Below are 16,595 nucleotides of genomic sequence, written 5' to 3' on the forward strand. Positions count from 1 at the left end.
AGGTCGTTTCAGAAAAAAAACAGGAAAAATAAGAAAGAGAGATGTTTCAGCTCTTCGCGCATGATGCGGAAAGCTTCTCCCAGGTGATATTTTACAGTGTTTACGGATATATTGGATACCTCGGCTATTTCTTTGTACTTTAATTCAGTAACGCATTTCAAGAGGAATACATTACGACATTTTTCAGGAAGCTTCTGCAAAGCCTGTTGCACTTCTTTCCGGTATATGAAATCTTCCTCTTCATTCAACTGATCTTTCCATTCTTCTGCAAGGATGGTGATGAAGTCCTCCTTGATCATCTCTGATTTGTAGTAGTTTATGCAGCTGTTTTTTATGGCACGATAAGCGTAGGGGAGGAAAGTCTCCCGTGTAACGGACAGGTGCTCTTTTTCCCAGACAGAAATGAAAAATACCTGTACAATATCTTCTCTGGTTTGGCTGTCTGCAATAAATTGGCCGGCATAATTACATAGGTGAGAATAATATTCCCGGAATAATTTTTCAAATATTGGTCCGTCTGCTATTCGCATAAGTAGTTTTTGTTATCTGATAAAGAGTGTAACAATTTGTAAGTCTCTGCTATTTCTCATCACATTGTCGCTTTGAATCTCTGTTGAATTTCCCTGTTCCTATTGCATTCCAGATGCCTGCTTTTTGCGTATTATGTATATGAGTTCTGTAAGAACTACATACCTACGGATGCAAATATAGTCTATTTTTGAAATAATAGGTTAAATGTTGAAGAATAATCCGACAATACAAAGCTCTTTTGTTAACAACCATATAAACTATCAGTTTTCACAGAATAAGGAGATAATATCAATTCTAGCCATACTACTGTATATCAGAAAATTACATTTATACTACCGCGTTAGTTCTTACAGAACTAATGCAATTTGTACCTGAAAGTATGCGTTTTTAATCTTGATCAAATGATTGATAATCTGTCCTTATTTTATGTTTGTATCTTAATTTGTTCTTTCTCTATTTACTTTCTCTAACTATCAGTTTTTCTATTAATATTTTTCAACATTCTAAATACATCACTCTAAAATAAACTATACGATAGTAAATGTGTTCTTTAAATAGAAACATTTATAAACATATAAAGCAATGAAGTTTTTTATCGACACGGCGAACCTGGATCAGATTCGGGAAGCAAACGATTTGGGCGTATTGGATGGCGTTACTACCAACCCGTCGTTAATGGCCAAAGAAGGGATTAAAGGAGTAGAGAATCAGCGTGCACATTATCTGAAGATTTGTGAGATCGTAGACGGTGATGTCAGTGCAGAGGTAATTGCAACCGATTATGAAGGAATGATAAAGGAAGGCAAGGAGCTTGCAGCCCTGAACCCGCATATCGTGGTGAAAGTTCCTTGTATTGAAGCCGGTATCAAAGCAATCAAACATTTTAGTGATGAAGGGATCCGTACCAATTGTACACTGGTCTTCTCCCGTGGGCAGGCTCTTTTAGCGGCAAAAGCCGGTGCTACTTATGTATCTCCTTTCGTGGGACGTCTGGATGATATTTCCAGTGACGGTATTGGACTGGTGAAAGGTATTGTCGACATGTTTTCTTATTATGCTTACGAAACACAGGTGCTTGCCGCTTCGATCCGCAGTACACAACATATTATCCAGTGTATTGAAGCGGGTGCAGATGTGGCAACTTGCCCCTTGTCAGCTATCAAAGGTCTGTTGAAACACCCGCTTACCGATAGTGGTTTGGCTACGTTCCTGGCAGATTATAAAAAAGTCAATAATGGTTGACCTTCAGCGTATTGCAGTTTCCTGAATTTTTTTAATAAGGAAACTGTAATTTCCTCCGCAGGAAACTGGAGTTTCTTCTGGTGGGAACTGGCGTTTCCTATGGAAGAAACTGGAGTTTCCTGCTGAAGAAACTGTGAGGAAATCTATTCGCTTCTTAAAACGTTAACGGGATTGCCCGAAGCTGCCTTGTAAGTATGCCAACTGACGGTCAGTAATGTTATAAACAGTACGGTGATTCCGCCAAGAAGGAAGTGGAAAACAGACATATCGGTGTGATACGGAAATTGTTCCAGCCACCGGTTGAGGAACAGCCAGACGATAGGGATGGCAATAACGAAGGCTATTCCTATCCAGCCTATAAATTGTTTGTTCAGCAATAACATGATCCCTAATGTGCTGGCTCCGTTTACTTTCCGGATGCCTATTTCTTTCGTGCGTTGTTCCGTAGCGTATAATGCCATACCGAACAGGCCGAAACAAGTCAGGAAGATACTGATCAGCGAGTACATAATCATTAATTCTGCCAGTTCGCTTGTTCTCCTGTTGCGTTGCATGAATTCTTTATAAACATCCTGAAAAGTGAAATATTTACCGGGATTCATCTTTTCCCATACTTCTTTAATGGTAGCGATTGTTTGCTGACGTTCTCTGTCTACTTTGATTTCTGCAAAAGCATATCGCTTATCATCATCCTGGCCGATGTAAATGATACTGGGGAAAACATCTTCTTCGAGTGAATTGGCAAACATATTTTCGACAATACCTGCAACGACCACTTTAGGGTGGTTACTGTCCTTTTCATATTCTTTTGAATCTTTGTCGTATTTACTCAGTAGCTGGCCGACCGGATTTTCTCCCGGCGGAATCAGTAGGTCTGCATATTTCCGGGTGATATAGGCCGGACTTTGGAATTGTCCGAGCGCCTTATCCGGCTCAACTCCCTGTATGATGTCGATTTTTAATGTTCTCAGGAAATCACGTCCTCCCATGTATTGCGCTTTCATATAATGGCTTTCACTTCCATTCTGGTTTTTTATATCTACGGGAGTTATTCCCATGTTTAGTAAAGGACCACCTGTAAGTGTTACATTTTCTACGCCGGGTATTTTTCTTATTTCGCGTGCAAAAGCCGGTAAGTAGGAATTGTCTGCTCCCCAATTGCCCACCTCGATTAATCCGTGATATCCTTCCGCTTTGTTTTGTATAAAATGAAGTTGGTTGTTAACTGTAAGTGTTGCGATGATCAGCCCGATAGAGACTGTATATTGGGCAATCGAAAGAGCCGTTACGATCCTTCTTTTCTTGTTTCCGGTGAAAAACTCGCGGTAGCCGGAGGCCGATAGTTTGGATATTTTCCGGCTGATATAAACGGAAGGAATGATCGATAACAGGAGTATGAACAGTGTGATAACCGGTAATGCCTGTCTGTTAAAGAAAAAAGAAGTCTCTATCTTTCCGGAAGTGATCGAATTGAATATCGGGATCAGATCATGTGTTATCAGCAAAGATAACAGGAAGGCTACCATGACGGTCAGGAATGTATCGATAAATAGCTGGCGGTTGATATCGTTTTTTGTTGCTCCCATCAGTTTTTCCGTATGGATCATCCGCACTTGTTGCAACAGGCGGGAGAAGTTGAGATTGATATAATTGAAACAGGCAATTAGCAGGATAAGAATGGCGGAGATCAGTCCGACATAAAGCAATGTCTTCTGTCGGCTGGTCATGAAGAAATAACTTTCCTGTGTGTATTTTTTGAAATAACTTTCTTGTAAAGTGTACAGGCTATATTTCCCATTAGGTACAAAGGTTTGTATGCCGTCTTTATGGATTTTTTCGGCAAACTTTTTGGTGTCGATCGGGCGATTAGTCATAAACAGACATACTCCTCCGGGGAGTGGCCCGTCATTTCCGATTACGGCATCGAAGTCGATATAAGATTGTTCACGCGATTTCAGGACAGCTGCAATCTGATAGGTCGTTTCATTATTTCCCTCTTCGTTTTCCTGTATGCGTGTCATTGCATAGTTTTCACCTGTTATGATCGTTTGACCGATCGGATTTTCTTTGCCGAAATACTTTCGGGCGCATTTCTCCGATAAGGCGATCTTGTTCGGTTGTGTCAACACCTCGTTCAAATCTCCATATAATACCTTATAAGGGAAGAAATGGGGAAACGAGGCTTCTGCTATCATGATTATGATGGGGTTGAAACGGGTATTGTTTACTTTTATGTAATCCATTCCGATATTATTGAGGCAGACATGATCTATGATTTCCGGATATTTTTCTTTGATCTCGTTCGCAATACCACCGGCAGTGAAACAAACCCGTTCACCTGGTTGGATCGGCGAATCCTGATCCATCATATAAATGGTCTCCCGGTTCGGGTTATCCGCTTCCAGGTTGTATTCATGGATGACAAATACGGCCAGCAGATTAGTACAGGCAATGCCGATCGCTAGGCTGACAATCGAGATGACTGAAAATGTTTTGTTCCGCCACCAACTGCGAAAGACGAGTTTGAATGCTACTGTTTTCATATTTGTAACCGGTTTATTCACTTTTTAAAACGTTAACGGGATTGCCGGAAGCCGCTTTGTAGCTATGCCAGCTGACAGTAAGTAGGGTAATGAACAGAACGAACAGTCCGCCCGTCAGATAAATACCGATGCCGATCTCCGTACGATATACGAAACTTTCCAACCAACGGTTCATCAACGACCAGGTGATAGGAATGGCGATAACAAAAGCGATGCTTATCCAATTGATAAATTGCCTGTTCAGCAACAACATGATCTGTGAACTTGTCGCCCCGTTCACTTTCCGGATACCGATCTCTTTGGTACGTTGTTCCGTAGCATATAAAGCCATTCCGAACAACCCGAAACAGGTCAGGAAGATACTGATGATGGAGTACATCAGCAGGAGTTGCGACAATTCGGTCACTTTATGATTGCGGGATAGAAAGTATTGGTAAACATCCTGATAAGAGAAATATTTCCCCGGATTGACCTTGTTCCATACCTGTCGGATCGTGGCGATGGATTTTTCTTTATCGCCGTTGAGACGTATGTAGATATAGTTGTATGTACTTTTTTCACTGTTATTGATCTGGACAGTAAAAGGATACACCTCATTTTCCAATGAATTTGTATAAAGATTGCTGACGATCCCGGCAACTGTTGTAACCGGTGTGCCATCCGCAGAATCTTCGCTGTTATTATTGAATTCAAAGACACTCAACGGCTTTCCGATGGGATCTTCCCCTTTGCTGACCAATAGCTCGGCATACTTCTCGTTTATGTAGACCGGGCGGCCCTGTTTTTCCAGGGCTTTATCGGGCGGAAGGCCTTCCAATAACTTTACCTGCAAAGCGTCCAGAATGCCGGAATCGCCGAAGTAATTGAGTTGAGGAACGTACCTTTCGCTGCCGTCTTCATTTTTCAGGACTGTTTGTACTATCCAGCTGTCCAGGATGGAACCTCCGGCAAGGGAAACATGCGCTATCTCCGGGTGGTTCTTTAATTCACGGGCCAAGGGGCGGATGTAAGAACCGTCTTCCTGCCAATTCCCTATTTCGATCAGGTTCTTGTAATTTTCACCTCCTTTTCGGATAAAACCGATCTGGTCGTTTACCGTCAGTGTGGCGATGATAAGACCGATGGCGATAACGTATTGTGCAATAGATAAGGAGGTAACGATCCTTCTCTTTTTATTCCCGGTGAAAAACTCTTTATAGCCGGCGCTGGAAAGTCCGGAAATCTTCCGGCTCATATAAGCAGCCGGAACAACAGACAGAAGTAAGATAAACCCGCAGATCAAAGGCAGGGATTGCCAGTTGAAGAAGAAGGCTGTATGCAACCGGCCGTTTACGATCGAATTGAAGACCGGCAATAAATCGTGTGTGATCAGCAAGGAAAAAAAGAAGGCGATCAGAACCGTAAGAAAGGTATCGATAAATAATTGCCGGTTGATCTCTTTTCCGGTTGCCCCCATCAGTTTCTGTGTATGGATCATCCGCACCTGTTGCAGCAAGCGTGAAAAGTTGAGGTTGATATAATTAAAACAGGCTATCAAGAGGATCAGGATAGCGGAGATCAGCCCGACATAAAGCAATACCGGCTGCCGATAATTCAGATAGTCCGATTTTTGTTGCTCGGAAGTGTAGAAGTAACTTTCCTGTAGCGTGTTCAGGTAGTAATTTCCCACGTCACCCTGTAAAGTCGGTATTTTGTCTTTCTTTAATTGTGCTTCAAAAGCTTTCCGGTCGATCGGCCTGTTCATCAGTAACAGGCTGGTACCGCCATAGAAAGAATCAGAAATAGCCGTTATCGCTTCCAGGTTTAAAAACGATTGTTCCCTGTCGGCAATAATGGCGGCAATCTGGTAAGCGTGTTCGTTGTTTGCACTGCCTTTGGTGTTCAATTCTTCATCAGGAAGGCTGAAATGAATTATTTTACCGATCGGATTGGCTTTCCCGAAAAGTTTTCGGGCTGTTTGTTCTGTCAGGGCCAGTTTATCAGGCTGGGTCAAGGCCTCTTTCAGATCTCCGTAGAGTACTTTATAAGGGAAAAACTCCGCTAAAGACGGATCTGCGGAGACAAGGCGGACAGGGGCATGTTTCACATTATCAATGGAAATATATTTGACGGTTTGTCCGCTTATCCGGAGATAACTTTTGACCTCGGTGTATTTATCTTTCAGCATTCCGGGGATTTCAGCCCCCGCATATATCGTTTTCTCCCCGTTTTTCATCGGCCAGTCCTGGCTGAGTACCCAGATATGTTCCTTATTCGGGTTCCCTTTCTCTATACCGTATTCATGAATGGTAAACACAGCCAGCAGGTTCGTACAGGCAATCCCGATTGCCAGGCTGACGATCGAGATAATGGAGAATGTCTTATTCCGCCACCAGCTACGCAGGACGAGTTTGAATGCGATTGTTTTCATCTGAATAATATTTTCCGTAAAACTATTCTCTTTTCGTTTGTAAGGCAAAGAATAAGAGAAAATAATCCGGTTGCCGATGCGAAACGTCTAATAATTGGACAGTGCTTCTCTACATGGAGCCTGCTCCGACCGGAGCAGATAGTATGCTCGCCTCGGAGCAGACGGCATGCTTGCTTCGGAAAGCATCATCTGCTCCGTTCGGCGCAGGTTGTCTGCTGAAAGTTTTTTCTCTTTGGAAATAGAATAACGGATTATCCTTTTATCTTTGCTCCGGTTATGATAGACGGAAAGATAATAGTGGTAGACGATAACGAAGCGGTGCTTAAAACGTTGCGGATGATCCTTTCGCGCGAGTTCCGGACAGTGGTTTGTACCTCGCAACCGACCTTGTTGCCTGCTTTGCTCCGGGAAGATGACGTGGATGTCGTTTTGCTGGATATGAATTTTGGGACAGGCAAACAGAGCGGGGGAGAAGGACTGTTTTGGCTGGATCGTATCCGCGAACGCCCAAACCCTCCGGCAGTGATCCTGATCACTGCTTTTGGCGATATCGAACTGGCCGTCGCTTCCCTGAAAAGAGGGGCTGCCGATTTCGTAGTGAAGCCGTGGGATAACGAGAAACTGCTCTCGACCGTCCTTGCTGCCTGGAAAGCCCGTTCCGGGAGAAAACAAAATTCCTTTCGGAAGGATTCCGGGTTCCCTTCGGAAGAAACAGATTCCGTAGTTGTCTTACTTGTCAATTCCCTTCTGCGCAAATATGCGACGGCCTACGGTAAACCTTTTCCGGGCATCACGCCTGAAGCTCTGCAAAAACTGTCGGCAATGATGCTCAACGGCGATTTGGCCGCTTTGCAACAAACGATTGAACGGGCGGTATTACTTTCCAATGCTTCCTTATTGGATGCCGATGATTTTTATATAGAAGACTCAGCAACTCCGGCTTCCCGCCCTGTGACATTGGACGAAATGGAAAAACAATTCATCAGCGAAGTGCTTGCCGAGAAGAAAGGCAACCTTACCCTTTGCGCCCAGCAACTGAATATCAGCCGCCAGACGCTTTATAATAAGATGAAGAAATACAACCTGTAAAGAACGGTCTATTTAACAACGATCATCACATACTGATTTTCCTTTATCCTTTTGTTATCGAGCATATCGATTAGTTTCTGCTGTTGTGGAGAGCCGGTTCGTTTCACATTAAGCCTCATTTCGGTTAATGTGAGGATCATGTACAGGTATTCATCCGTCTGACCGTCCGGCCAGAAAGTAAATCCGCCATCCAGGTCGTTGATGAATCCTTTCTCTCTCTTGGGGAGGATATATGTTTTTCCTTCCTCTTTCAGATAAACAGCCTGATAACTCAGTGTCGGTTTGTATTCGTATTCGAAATTCAGCCAGGATAAAATCTTTGGCCCGTTCTTCTGGTACATTCCCATGAATAACCCTTTCGGGTTTTCGTATAAAGTACGAAGCCATATTTTACCGTCTTTTATTTCTTTTCCAACCTCATAGTCCGCGAAAATGCCATGTTTCCCTAAATTGATAGCGTATAATGGTACGACTGTTTGCGGATCGCGAAGTTGATATACGGTGTCGCAGAACGGGATCATAAAAGTCATCCGGTCTTGCGTGTCGTTCCAGTAAGAGGTCTGGAAAAAAGGAATATTATCCGTCTGCTCCCGGGATAAAGAGGATTTACCCTTTAAATCAAACTTGCAGAGTGTTTCTCCTGCCGGATTAAAGGTCATCATGCTGGTGGGGATACCGCAGGAGTCTTCATAATGACTTAACATGTAGCCGTTGGAAGAGAAGCCCAGCAGCTTGTCGTTTCTCAGGTTGACGGTATATTTCTCCTCCAAAATTTCCGGGAAAATATACCGGTCGATAGTCAGCATTGTATCCAACGGAGGTAATGCTCCGATTTGCGGATCGAAAAGCTCCAGGCTTTCCTTGTTATTTTGATCCCTGCCGCTTAAAGCACAATACATCCGGGTGGTCTTTTTGTCGTAAAACAGATTATGCCCGTTTACATCATTATTCCACTTATAAACTAAAGCTTTGAAGCCATAACGCTTGCTGGGAATTCCGGCTTTCCGGTAATAGATCCGGGGATTGTTGAATGTGATAAAAGCATCACTGTCCGGCACGGCGATAGCTTGTGTAATCGTATAGTTCCCATCTCCAACGATGTAATAATCTATTTGTGAAGCGATCTGACTTAGCTTCAGAGGTGTTGTAGATTTGTCGAGCGCCTCTGCTACATCTATATTGGCCGGAGCTGCGGATAGATCTACCTTTCCGCTGTATTTAGGAGGAGTGAGCGGAGGGATACTCTTATCTTCTTTTCCTTTACAACTGCTCAGTATGCTGATCCATGCTGTACAAAGACAAATCAGGACGGGATATGTTTTCATGATATCAGGTATTAAATTGATTGGTTCAAAAATAAGAATTATTTATTGAATGGTGATTATTAAATACGATTTTATCGTTTGTTTACGGATTGTTAGTAAAATAGTTGTATTTAGTTGATTAAAAGGTTTTGTTTGTGCTTTAATCTGAAAGAAAAACTGACATGGATTTACGTATCTTGGATTGGGATCATTATATTCTTCTGTAAAAATGCCTGATATCTGAAGTTTTTATAATACTTTTGCCGCTCCTTATAGCTATGACCACATCTGAAATTCCTTGAAAATGTTATCCTGATCCTATCTGTTAATTAGTTACTTTACAGTTGTTGGTAACTGAAGCAGAATATAGTTTATTGTCTGTATATCTGTAAATTAACCTGTTGATAACTTTGTTGATAACCCTGTTGGTAAACGCTATAAACAAAAAACCGGCACTTTGTGTTCGTGCCGGTTTTATCCTTAAATTTTAGTAACCCAACTTGAATTCCTGATCGACAGCGGGAACGCCTTCACTCATCCATTGGGGCATTGGCTGTTTGTTCAGATAATGCTGGAAAAACTGGAACATACGTTTCTGGAAATCGATACGGTTTGCCAGACGCATCGGCCAGTGGATCTCTCCCGGATAGTTTAGCATCCATACCGGTTTCTGCAGGCGTTTGAGTGCGACGAAGTACTCGATACCCTGATACCAGGGCACATGACCGTCGTTATCGTTGTGCATGATCAGGATCGGAGTTTCCACCTTATCCATATTGAACAAAGGAGAGTTTTCCATGTATTGCAGCGGTGAATCCCACGGTGTACCGCCAATACGGCTCTGTCCGTGTTCATACTGGAAAGAACGGTTCAGCCCTGATCCCCAGCGGATACCACCGTATGCACTGAACATGTTAACGACCGGTGCACCTGACTCGATAGCAGAGAACAGGCTTGTGCGGGTTGCCAGATAAGCCACCTGATATCCGCCCCAGCTGTGCCCCTGGGCGCCGATAGCTTTTTCATCAACATATCCTTTGGCGATCAGTGAGGTGATACCCGGCATAACGCAGTTATAGCAACTTTCTCCGGGATAACCGTCTACATAACGTACATCCGGATTGAAAATGATATATCCGTTGCTGGTATAGAAATGATAATCGATCGTTGAACGATGAGGTTCCGGCATGTGGTAAGCATAAAGGGTTTCCGAATTACGCTCGTAGAAATTCACGATAACCGGGTATTTCTTGTTCGGATCGAAGTTCTCCGGTTTGTAGACAACCCCTTCCAAGGGCGTTCCGTCCAGTGATATCCATGATACCGGCTCTGCTGTGCCCCAGTTTATGTCGGCTTGTTGTTCGCCCCCGTTTGTCAACCGGACAGACTTTTTGAAGGCCAGGTCTGACAGGCGGATGTCCGGGTATTGTTCGAATGTCTCGGATGTATAAATTACGGCATTGGCATCTTTTGCCTTTACCGGAGTTTTCAGCATGAAGTTTCCGGCCAGTAATGTTTTAGGCACGGCAGGCGCTGAAAGGTGTGCGTTGTAATATCCCGAGCCTTTCGTCTTTTCGTTGAAAGCCAGCAGTAATTGAGGTTCAGTCAGATTGATGAACTTCTTCTCCTTATCCAGCTTAACCAGTCGGTATGATAACTGTTCTTTGCGTCCGTTCAGAGTAAGGTTGACGGGGGATGTCTGAGCCGTAGGATCGAATTTCCAGATATCATACCGGTCATAGATCAATAGATATTGGTCGTCGGCAGTCCATCCGGCCAGTCCGTGAGGTGACGGATAGTCGGGCACGTCATTATCCTCATCCCAAGCTGTAAATGAAGCGGGAGTCGTCAGGCGATATTCTTTACCATCACTCATAGAACGTGTATACCAGGAGCTGTCTTGTGCACAATACCAGTAAGCATAAGCACCTTTCGGGGAGAGAAGCATATGGGTATTGGTCGCTTTTTTGATTTGCTGGCGGTCACCGGTTTCGAGGTTGACTGTATAAATATCGTAGCGGCTTCTGCCTTCCCACATCTGTTCTGTTGCGTAGGGCAGATTGGTCGATAACAATGCTATGGATGCGTTGCCTTCCGCAGCAGTCTGAAGAGTCGGTATTTCTTTGTCAGCCAACTGAATCAGCTTGTTTTCGGGAATGTTGTATACTGCGGCATAGGACTTTTTCAGATCCTTTTCCTTGTTGAACACCTGTTGGGTATATTGTACGGCTTCATCCCATTTCCATATCTGTACATCGGGACGGTTATCGGCCAATACGGTCGTGTCCTTTTGTTGGGGAGCCGGGGCTGTACCGAAGAAAAGACGTTGTGCATTCTCCGAGAAACGAAGGTCGCCATTTTCGCTGATCACCCAGCCGGCAGGGATAAAACTTTGTTCCCGGTCTGCGATCTGGCGGGCAGGTGCATTATTTTCCGATAGATAAAGGGTACATTGTGTGGCTGTAGAATCTTTATCGGGGCTATGCAGAAAAGCTATTTTGTTACCTGTTTCATCGAAAGAAACTTTTTTGATAACTCCTTTTCCTTCAAAGATCAACGAGCGGCCTTTATCGGGAGTGAAGGTGGATAAGGTGGAGTCTGTTGTATAATATAAGATATTTCCTTTTTTAGCGAAACCAAACTCTTTTACGTCAGCCATTATCGTCTCTTTGAGTCCGTCCAGTGAGCGGACGTGCAATACGGTATCTGATTTACTGTTTCTTTTATAGGCGATCCAGTCTGCAGTTTCAGAGAGTTTGTATGATTTTAAAGAGTCGATCGTCTCTTTCTTATCGGGAAGATTGAAGATGATCAGTTCGTCAGCAGGCATCTCTTCTTCTTTGGCCTTTTTCAGTTTCAAGGCCTCTACTTTTTCCAGTTCCGGCTTTTTTGTGACCAGCAGATAGCGGGAAGATGCTGAAAATTCAGCATGTCCTGCCGGACGGAAAGAGGCTGTCATTTCTCCTTTAGCGTTATAAACCAGTATGCTGGCGTCTCCTCTCCAGGGTTCCATTTTGCAGGCTACCCACTTGCCATCATGCGAAATAGATTGTTCGGTGATCCGTTTCCAGCTAACCATCTCCTCGAATGTCATTGCCTTTTTAGCTTCCTGTGCAGAAAGTGTACAATAAGCACTCAGACAAATAAAAAATCCCAATTGTTTAAGATACCTCATAAGATCGATTACGTGTGTTATGTTTATGATATGCAATATTACGACTTTTTGATTTTACCACAAAAAAAGCGGAGACCTTTACAGGTACTCCGCCTTCATTAAGTGCTATATTCTGAATTTTATTTCTTCAATTGTTCCTCGATCATCTCCTTCATCCTGTTTACTCCCATGAAACCGACCTGGAAATGAACCGGGGTTCCGTCTTTGGCTAGTACCATGTAGGAAGGTACGCCCTGGATGCCGAACTTCTTTCCCCAGTAATCCCATTGGTCGGAAGTGACGCGGTAATGATCGCCTTTGATGTCGGGGATCATTTGCTCCCAGGCTCCTTTCGGAGAGTTTTCGGCGGCAAGATAGAGGAATACGACCTCTTTCCCTTCAAACTCTTTCTTCACCGGCTCCGATTGCTCCATAGCCATACGGCAAGGGCCGCACCATGTTGCCCAGAAGTCGACGAATACCACTTTTCCGCGATAAGGAGTCGTGATGGCGTTGAATAACTCTTCGGCAGGGATATCGGCTATATTTACCCGGTCGACCGTGTAGCCGGATTTCTTTTTGTTTTCTTCGATCGTCTGTTTGAGTTTGTCGTTCATCGTTGTGAGCACCTCTTTGATGACAGGAGAAATCTTTCCGGCCTGAGCCAGTTCCTCGTCGGTTAACGGTTTGAACTCCTGGATGGGGCGTGCCAGTTTCTGAGAAGCGATCAGGTCGAACAGAATACCTTTGTCTGTACCCATTAATTTGGCAAGGTCAGCGGTGTTGTCCGGTGCTTCTTTAGCCCCTTCCGGAGTCGGTTGCCCGGAGATATTGGCATATTGAAGGCTCCTTAATATATAGCTGTAATTAGAAGCATACAATCCGATAGGATCGTTTGGAACAAGCCGGGGAACGAAATCGTAGTATCCGGCCGTGATAACTGGTTGTACAAATCCTACGGCAGCCGAGTCACGTGGAATATTGTTGGCTCTTCGATAGGCGTACTCCAGCACATAATATCCCATTAATTGTGTGGATGTTTCTATATCTGCATTTATTAATAGAATTTTACGATATGCATCGCTGATTTCCGGATATTTATCCAGCTCTTTGATCCCTTTCTCCCTGCGATCTAGCCAGTATTGTTTGTACTGGTCGATATTCATACCGGCAACATCCTTGAACATCTGTTCATATTCTTCCTGCGAATTGATATTGACCGGGAGATAGCGCAACGGACTGTTGCATGCTTCATTATTTAAGGCAGCCAAAGCCCCGCTGAAATAATATTTCTCGCCTAACGACGGTTTATCTTTCTGCAATTTGGATTGTGCACGGCATATTTCCGGGAAATTAATCTCCACGGAAGTCGTTTCTCCCGGTTTCAGGTAGACCGGAACCTGCATAAAGCTGGCTGATACATTGACCACAGAGATATGGTTAAGGGGAATTTCCAGGGTGAAATCTCCGTTCTTATCCACGATGATTTTATTTTCATCCACATCACCTGTCACCGGATTGTATGTCCATGTAGCTCCCTGTAATTTCATTTCCGGGATGAAACCGGCGATATGGCCTTTCAGTGTAGCTATACCGGTTTTAAGTTCGGGAGTTTCCAATACAGGCGCTTCCTTCGGGTTCTTTTTTCCGGCAAGGGGAGAGTAAGCCGGTTTGCCGTCCAGATGGATGCCCCAGATACTGAATGACCCCTCGAAATCTCCTTCGGAGAAATCGACAGTCGCCGTATTTTCAGGTAGCGGCGGGAAGATCATTTGGAAAGAATAGGTACCCGATTCAGGCATCCATATTTCTTTATCCAGTTCCATGCCGACGCCCGACAGGATTTTGTATTGTTTCCCGTCCGCCTGCAGATAACTGTCTTTGGCAATTTTTATCCAGTTGTTGGGACGATAAAAAGCGTCGATATATACGATCGTCGCCGTGTCGTTCAGTACGATTTTCTGTACTTCGATAGAAGTGGAACTCCATGCGTTGAATGCCGGAAGTTCGACTATCCGTTCTTTTGCCTGCAACATCGTGCAGCAGAAGAAAACAATAAGTGATGTAATTGTTTGTTTCATATCAATGGAATTAGAATTAAATATTCACCGAATCGGACTGAAATATATAAATATAATTCTGTTAATCATAATAATTACGATTTTTTCGTAATCAAATAACGCTTTTTATCTATTCAATGTCTTTTTTCTGTTTAAAACGGTTCTCCTGATTTAAACGACGGTTTCTGTAACCACCTGACCGTCGAATAAATTAATGATGCGTGACGCATACCCTGCGTCGTGCTGACTATGGGTAACCATTACGATGGTAGTTCCTTCTTTATTGAGTTCGCTAAGCAGATTCATCACTTCCTGCCCGTTTTTACTATCCAGGTTACCGGTAGGCTCATCGGCAAGGATCAGTTTCGGGTTGGCAACGACGGCGCGGGCAATGGCAACACGCTGTTGCTGACCGCCGGATAGCTGTTGAGGGAAATGTTTCTCCCGATGAACGATAGCCATACGCTCCATCGCTTCCCGTACTTTTTGTTTTCTTTCGGAAGCCGAAACACCCATATAGAGCAGGGGAAGTTCAATATTTTCGTATACGTTCAGTTCGTCGATCAGGTTGAAACTCTGGAATACGAACCCGATAATCCCTTTGCGTAATTTGGTGCGTTGCGCTTCGGTAAAGCCGGAGACTTCGGTTCCATTCAGATAATATTCACCGGCCGTAGGGTTGTCCAGCAGTCCCAGAATGTTCAGCAGCGTAGACTTACCGCAACCGGAAGGCCCCATAATCGCTACAAACTCTCCCTCTTTCACTTCAATATTCACCTTGTTCAAAGCCCATGTTTCCACTTCTTCTGTGCGGAAAATTTTCTCTAATGCTACTGTTCTAATCATGAGTAATAGATATTTAATTTGATAAGAAGAAAACAAAAGCTGTGCCAATGTTGTAAATGCTTGTTTATTACGATGTTGTTTGGTTCTCGGATTTCTTTCTCTGTGCATATCCGCACGAATAGGGTTCGGAAACGCACAGACGGATGATGATTTGACAAAATGATACTAGTATAGCGACTAATTGGGATTAATATAGCGGGTAAAATGAATTAGTATCGCGACTAATATTTTTTAATATACTAAAAGGATAGAAAAATGTGAACCCAAATGACAGGCTTTGTAGGGGCGGGGTTTGCCCGCCCTTTGCGACAATAATATAACAACCGGTGGAGAAGGGCGGGCAGACCCCGCCCCTACAGGCGACACTACATTCACATCTGTCAAGAAGTGAGTCTACAATACTTACTAAGTATATTTAGAGAAACAACTATCATACTATCACTAATCCATTTAATACCGTTATAATCAAGGCTTGCAACAGTGATAGTTGCCGATTTTAACTATCACTCATCTATCACCCTACTATCACTGTCTCGTTCTGAAACCGGATACATGCCGGTCTTTTTACATGTAGTATATATCTAATTATCAGATACATGACGACAGATATCGCTTTATATCCGGCTCTTGACGCTCTCGAAGCTCGGATGTGAGCATCGTCGAGATACAAGTGTAAAATAGGTTGATATGGAGGTTTTGAGAACAAGGAGTTAGTATTTCAATGATAACCTATTTCAGGACAAGACAGATCAACCCGGATTGGTAATATGCTTATTACTGTATCATATATTGTGATACTAAATTATCATATATTATAATACTAGAGTACCATATATTATAACACAACAGTATCACAATATATGGCATTTTTATCTTCTAAAGACCAGTAGTTTACCAGTCAACGATCCTTCCGGATGCGAATGGCTGTAAGTTTAATGCCATCTCGTTGACGGCTTACGCCTCTTGGGCTGGTTGGTGTTTATCTGCCAAACCGGGTAATACGTTGCATAAATCGTGTTGTTTCGTCCGATAATACTCCTATTTCGGAAAATTATGGGTGTTTTCCCTTGCTGATTCGGAAAACCTATTTACCTTTGCAACGATTCCGTAGCGGGCAGCGGCTCGCGATACACGGTTTCATTTACATATTGTAAGCATTTTACGAAGATTATTCTTATTCAGAAATCTAGCAAATTTTTAAGTATAGAGGAATAATGGACAGTAAATGCTTGCGCTTATTACGTATAAGTTCATCCCCCCATTTTTATGGGTGGATTGTTATTATATCGTAAAGGCGCGGGCTGTTGTTCTATTATCTCTGTACGGGCTTTGCTAGAGCCTCTGGATAAATAATAGACAACGCCCGCGTTTTTTTTATGCCCGTTCATAATCATTCGTGGGGGTTGCTTCCCCCCT

9 protein-coding genes are annotated in these 16,595 nt (G+C 43.5%); 2 read left to right on the plus strand and 7 right to left on the minus strand.

Annotation, left to right across the window (positions count from 1 at the left end):
- Positions 1 to 8 precede the first annotated feature (8 nt).
- On the minus strand, positions 9 to 530 hold the full coding sequence (locus tag HMPREF1212_RS01015) for an RNA polymerase sigma-70 factor (protein WP_052724898.1): 522 nt from the start codon (positions 528 to 530) through the stop codon (positions 9 to 11).
- A gap of 583 nt (positions 531 to 1,113) precedes the next feature.
- Between HMPREF1212_RS01015 and fsa the strand changes: the two genes are divergently transcribed.
- Positions 1,114 to 1,773, plus strand: a complete 660-nt coding sequence (gene fsa / locus HMPREF1212_RS01020; RefSeq protein ID WP_046148114.1) for a fructose-6-phosphate aldolase — start codon at positions 1,114 to 1,116, stop codon at positions 1,771 to 1,773.
- Positions 1,774 to 1,916: 143 nt separating this feature from the next.
- Here fsa and HMPREF1212_RS01025 read toward each other — a convergent pair whose 3' ends face one another.
- On the minus strand, positions 1,917 to 4,316 hold the full coding sequence (locus HMPREF1212_RS01025; RefSeq protein WP_046148115.1) for an ABC transporter permease: 2,400 nt from the start codon (positions 4,314 to 4,316) through the stop codon (positions 1,917 to 1,919).
- A gap of 13 nt (positions 4,317 to 4,329) precedes the next feature.
- Positions 4,330 to 6,726, minus strand: coding sequence for an ABC transporter permease (locus HMPREF1212_RS01030; protein WP_046148116.1), 2,397 nt, complete (start codon positions 6,724 to 6,726; stop codon positions 4,330 to 4,332).
- A gap of 276 nt (positions 6,727 to 7,002) precedes the next feature.
- On the opposite strand from HMPREF1212_RS01030, the gene HMPREF1212_RS01035 reads away from it, so the two are divergent.
- The gene (locus HMPREF1212_RS01035; RefSeq protein WP_046148117.1) at positions 7,003 to 7,815 is read left to right on the plus strand and encodes a response regulator; all 813 of its coding nucleotides are present in this window, start codon (positions 7,003 to 7,005) and stop codon (positions 7,813 to 7,815) included.
- An 8-nt stretch (positions 7,816 to 7,823) separates the two neighbouring features.
- Here the strand turns inward: HMPREF1212_RS01035 and HMPREF1212_RS01040 are convergent, their stop codons facing one another.
- The 4 genes from HMPREF1212_RS01040 to HMPREF1212_RS01055 form a co-directional block, all read right to left on the minus strand.
- Positions 7,824 to 9,140, minus strand: coding sequence for a DUF4933 domain-containing protein (locus tag HMPREF1212_RS01040; RefSeq protein WP_046148118.1), 1,317 nt, complete (start codon positions 9,138 to 9,140; stop codon positions 7,824 to 7,826).
- Positions 9,141 to 9,606: 466 nt separating this feature from the next.
- The gene (locus tag HMPREF1212_RS01045; protein WP_046148119.1) at positions 9,607 to 12,294 is read right to left on the minus strand and encodes a S9 family peptidase; all 2,688 of its coding nucleotides are present in this window, start codon (positions 12,292 to 12,294) and stop codon (positions 9,607 to 9,609) included.
- 119 nt (positions 12,295 to 12,413) lie between these two features.
- Positions 12,414 to 14,354 carry a TlpA family protein disulfide reductase gene (locus HMPREF1212_RS01050; RefSeq protein WP_046148120.1) on the minus strand — a complete coding sequence of 647 codons (1,941 nt, stop codon included), beginning with the start codon at positions 14,352 to 14,354 and terminating at the stop codon, positions 12,414 to 12,416.
- Between the two features lie 150 nt (positions 14,355 to 14,504).
- On the minus strand, positions 14,505 to 15,179 hold the full coding sequence (locus HMPREF1212_RS01055) for an ABC transporter ATP-binding protein (RefSeq protein WP_028729917.1): 675 nt from the start codon (positions 15,177 to 15,179) through the stop codon (positions 14,505 to 14,507).
- Between the last annotated feature and the right edge of the window lie 1,416 nt (positions 15,180 to 16,595).

It is taken from the genome of Parabacteroides sp. HGS0025 (assembly GCF_000969845.1).
Lineage (GTDB): Bacteria > Bacteroidota > Bacteroidia > Bacteroidales > Tannerellaceae > Parabacteroides > Parabacteroides gordonii.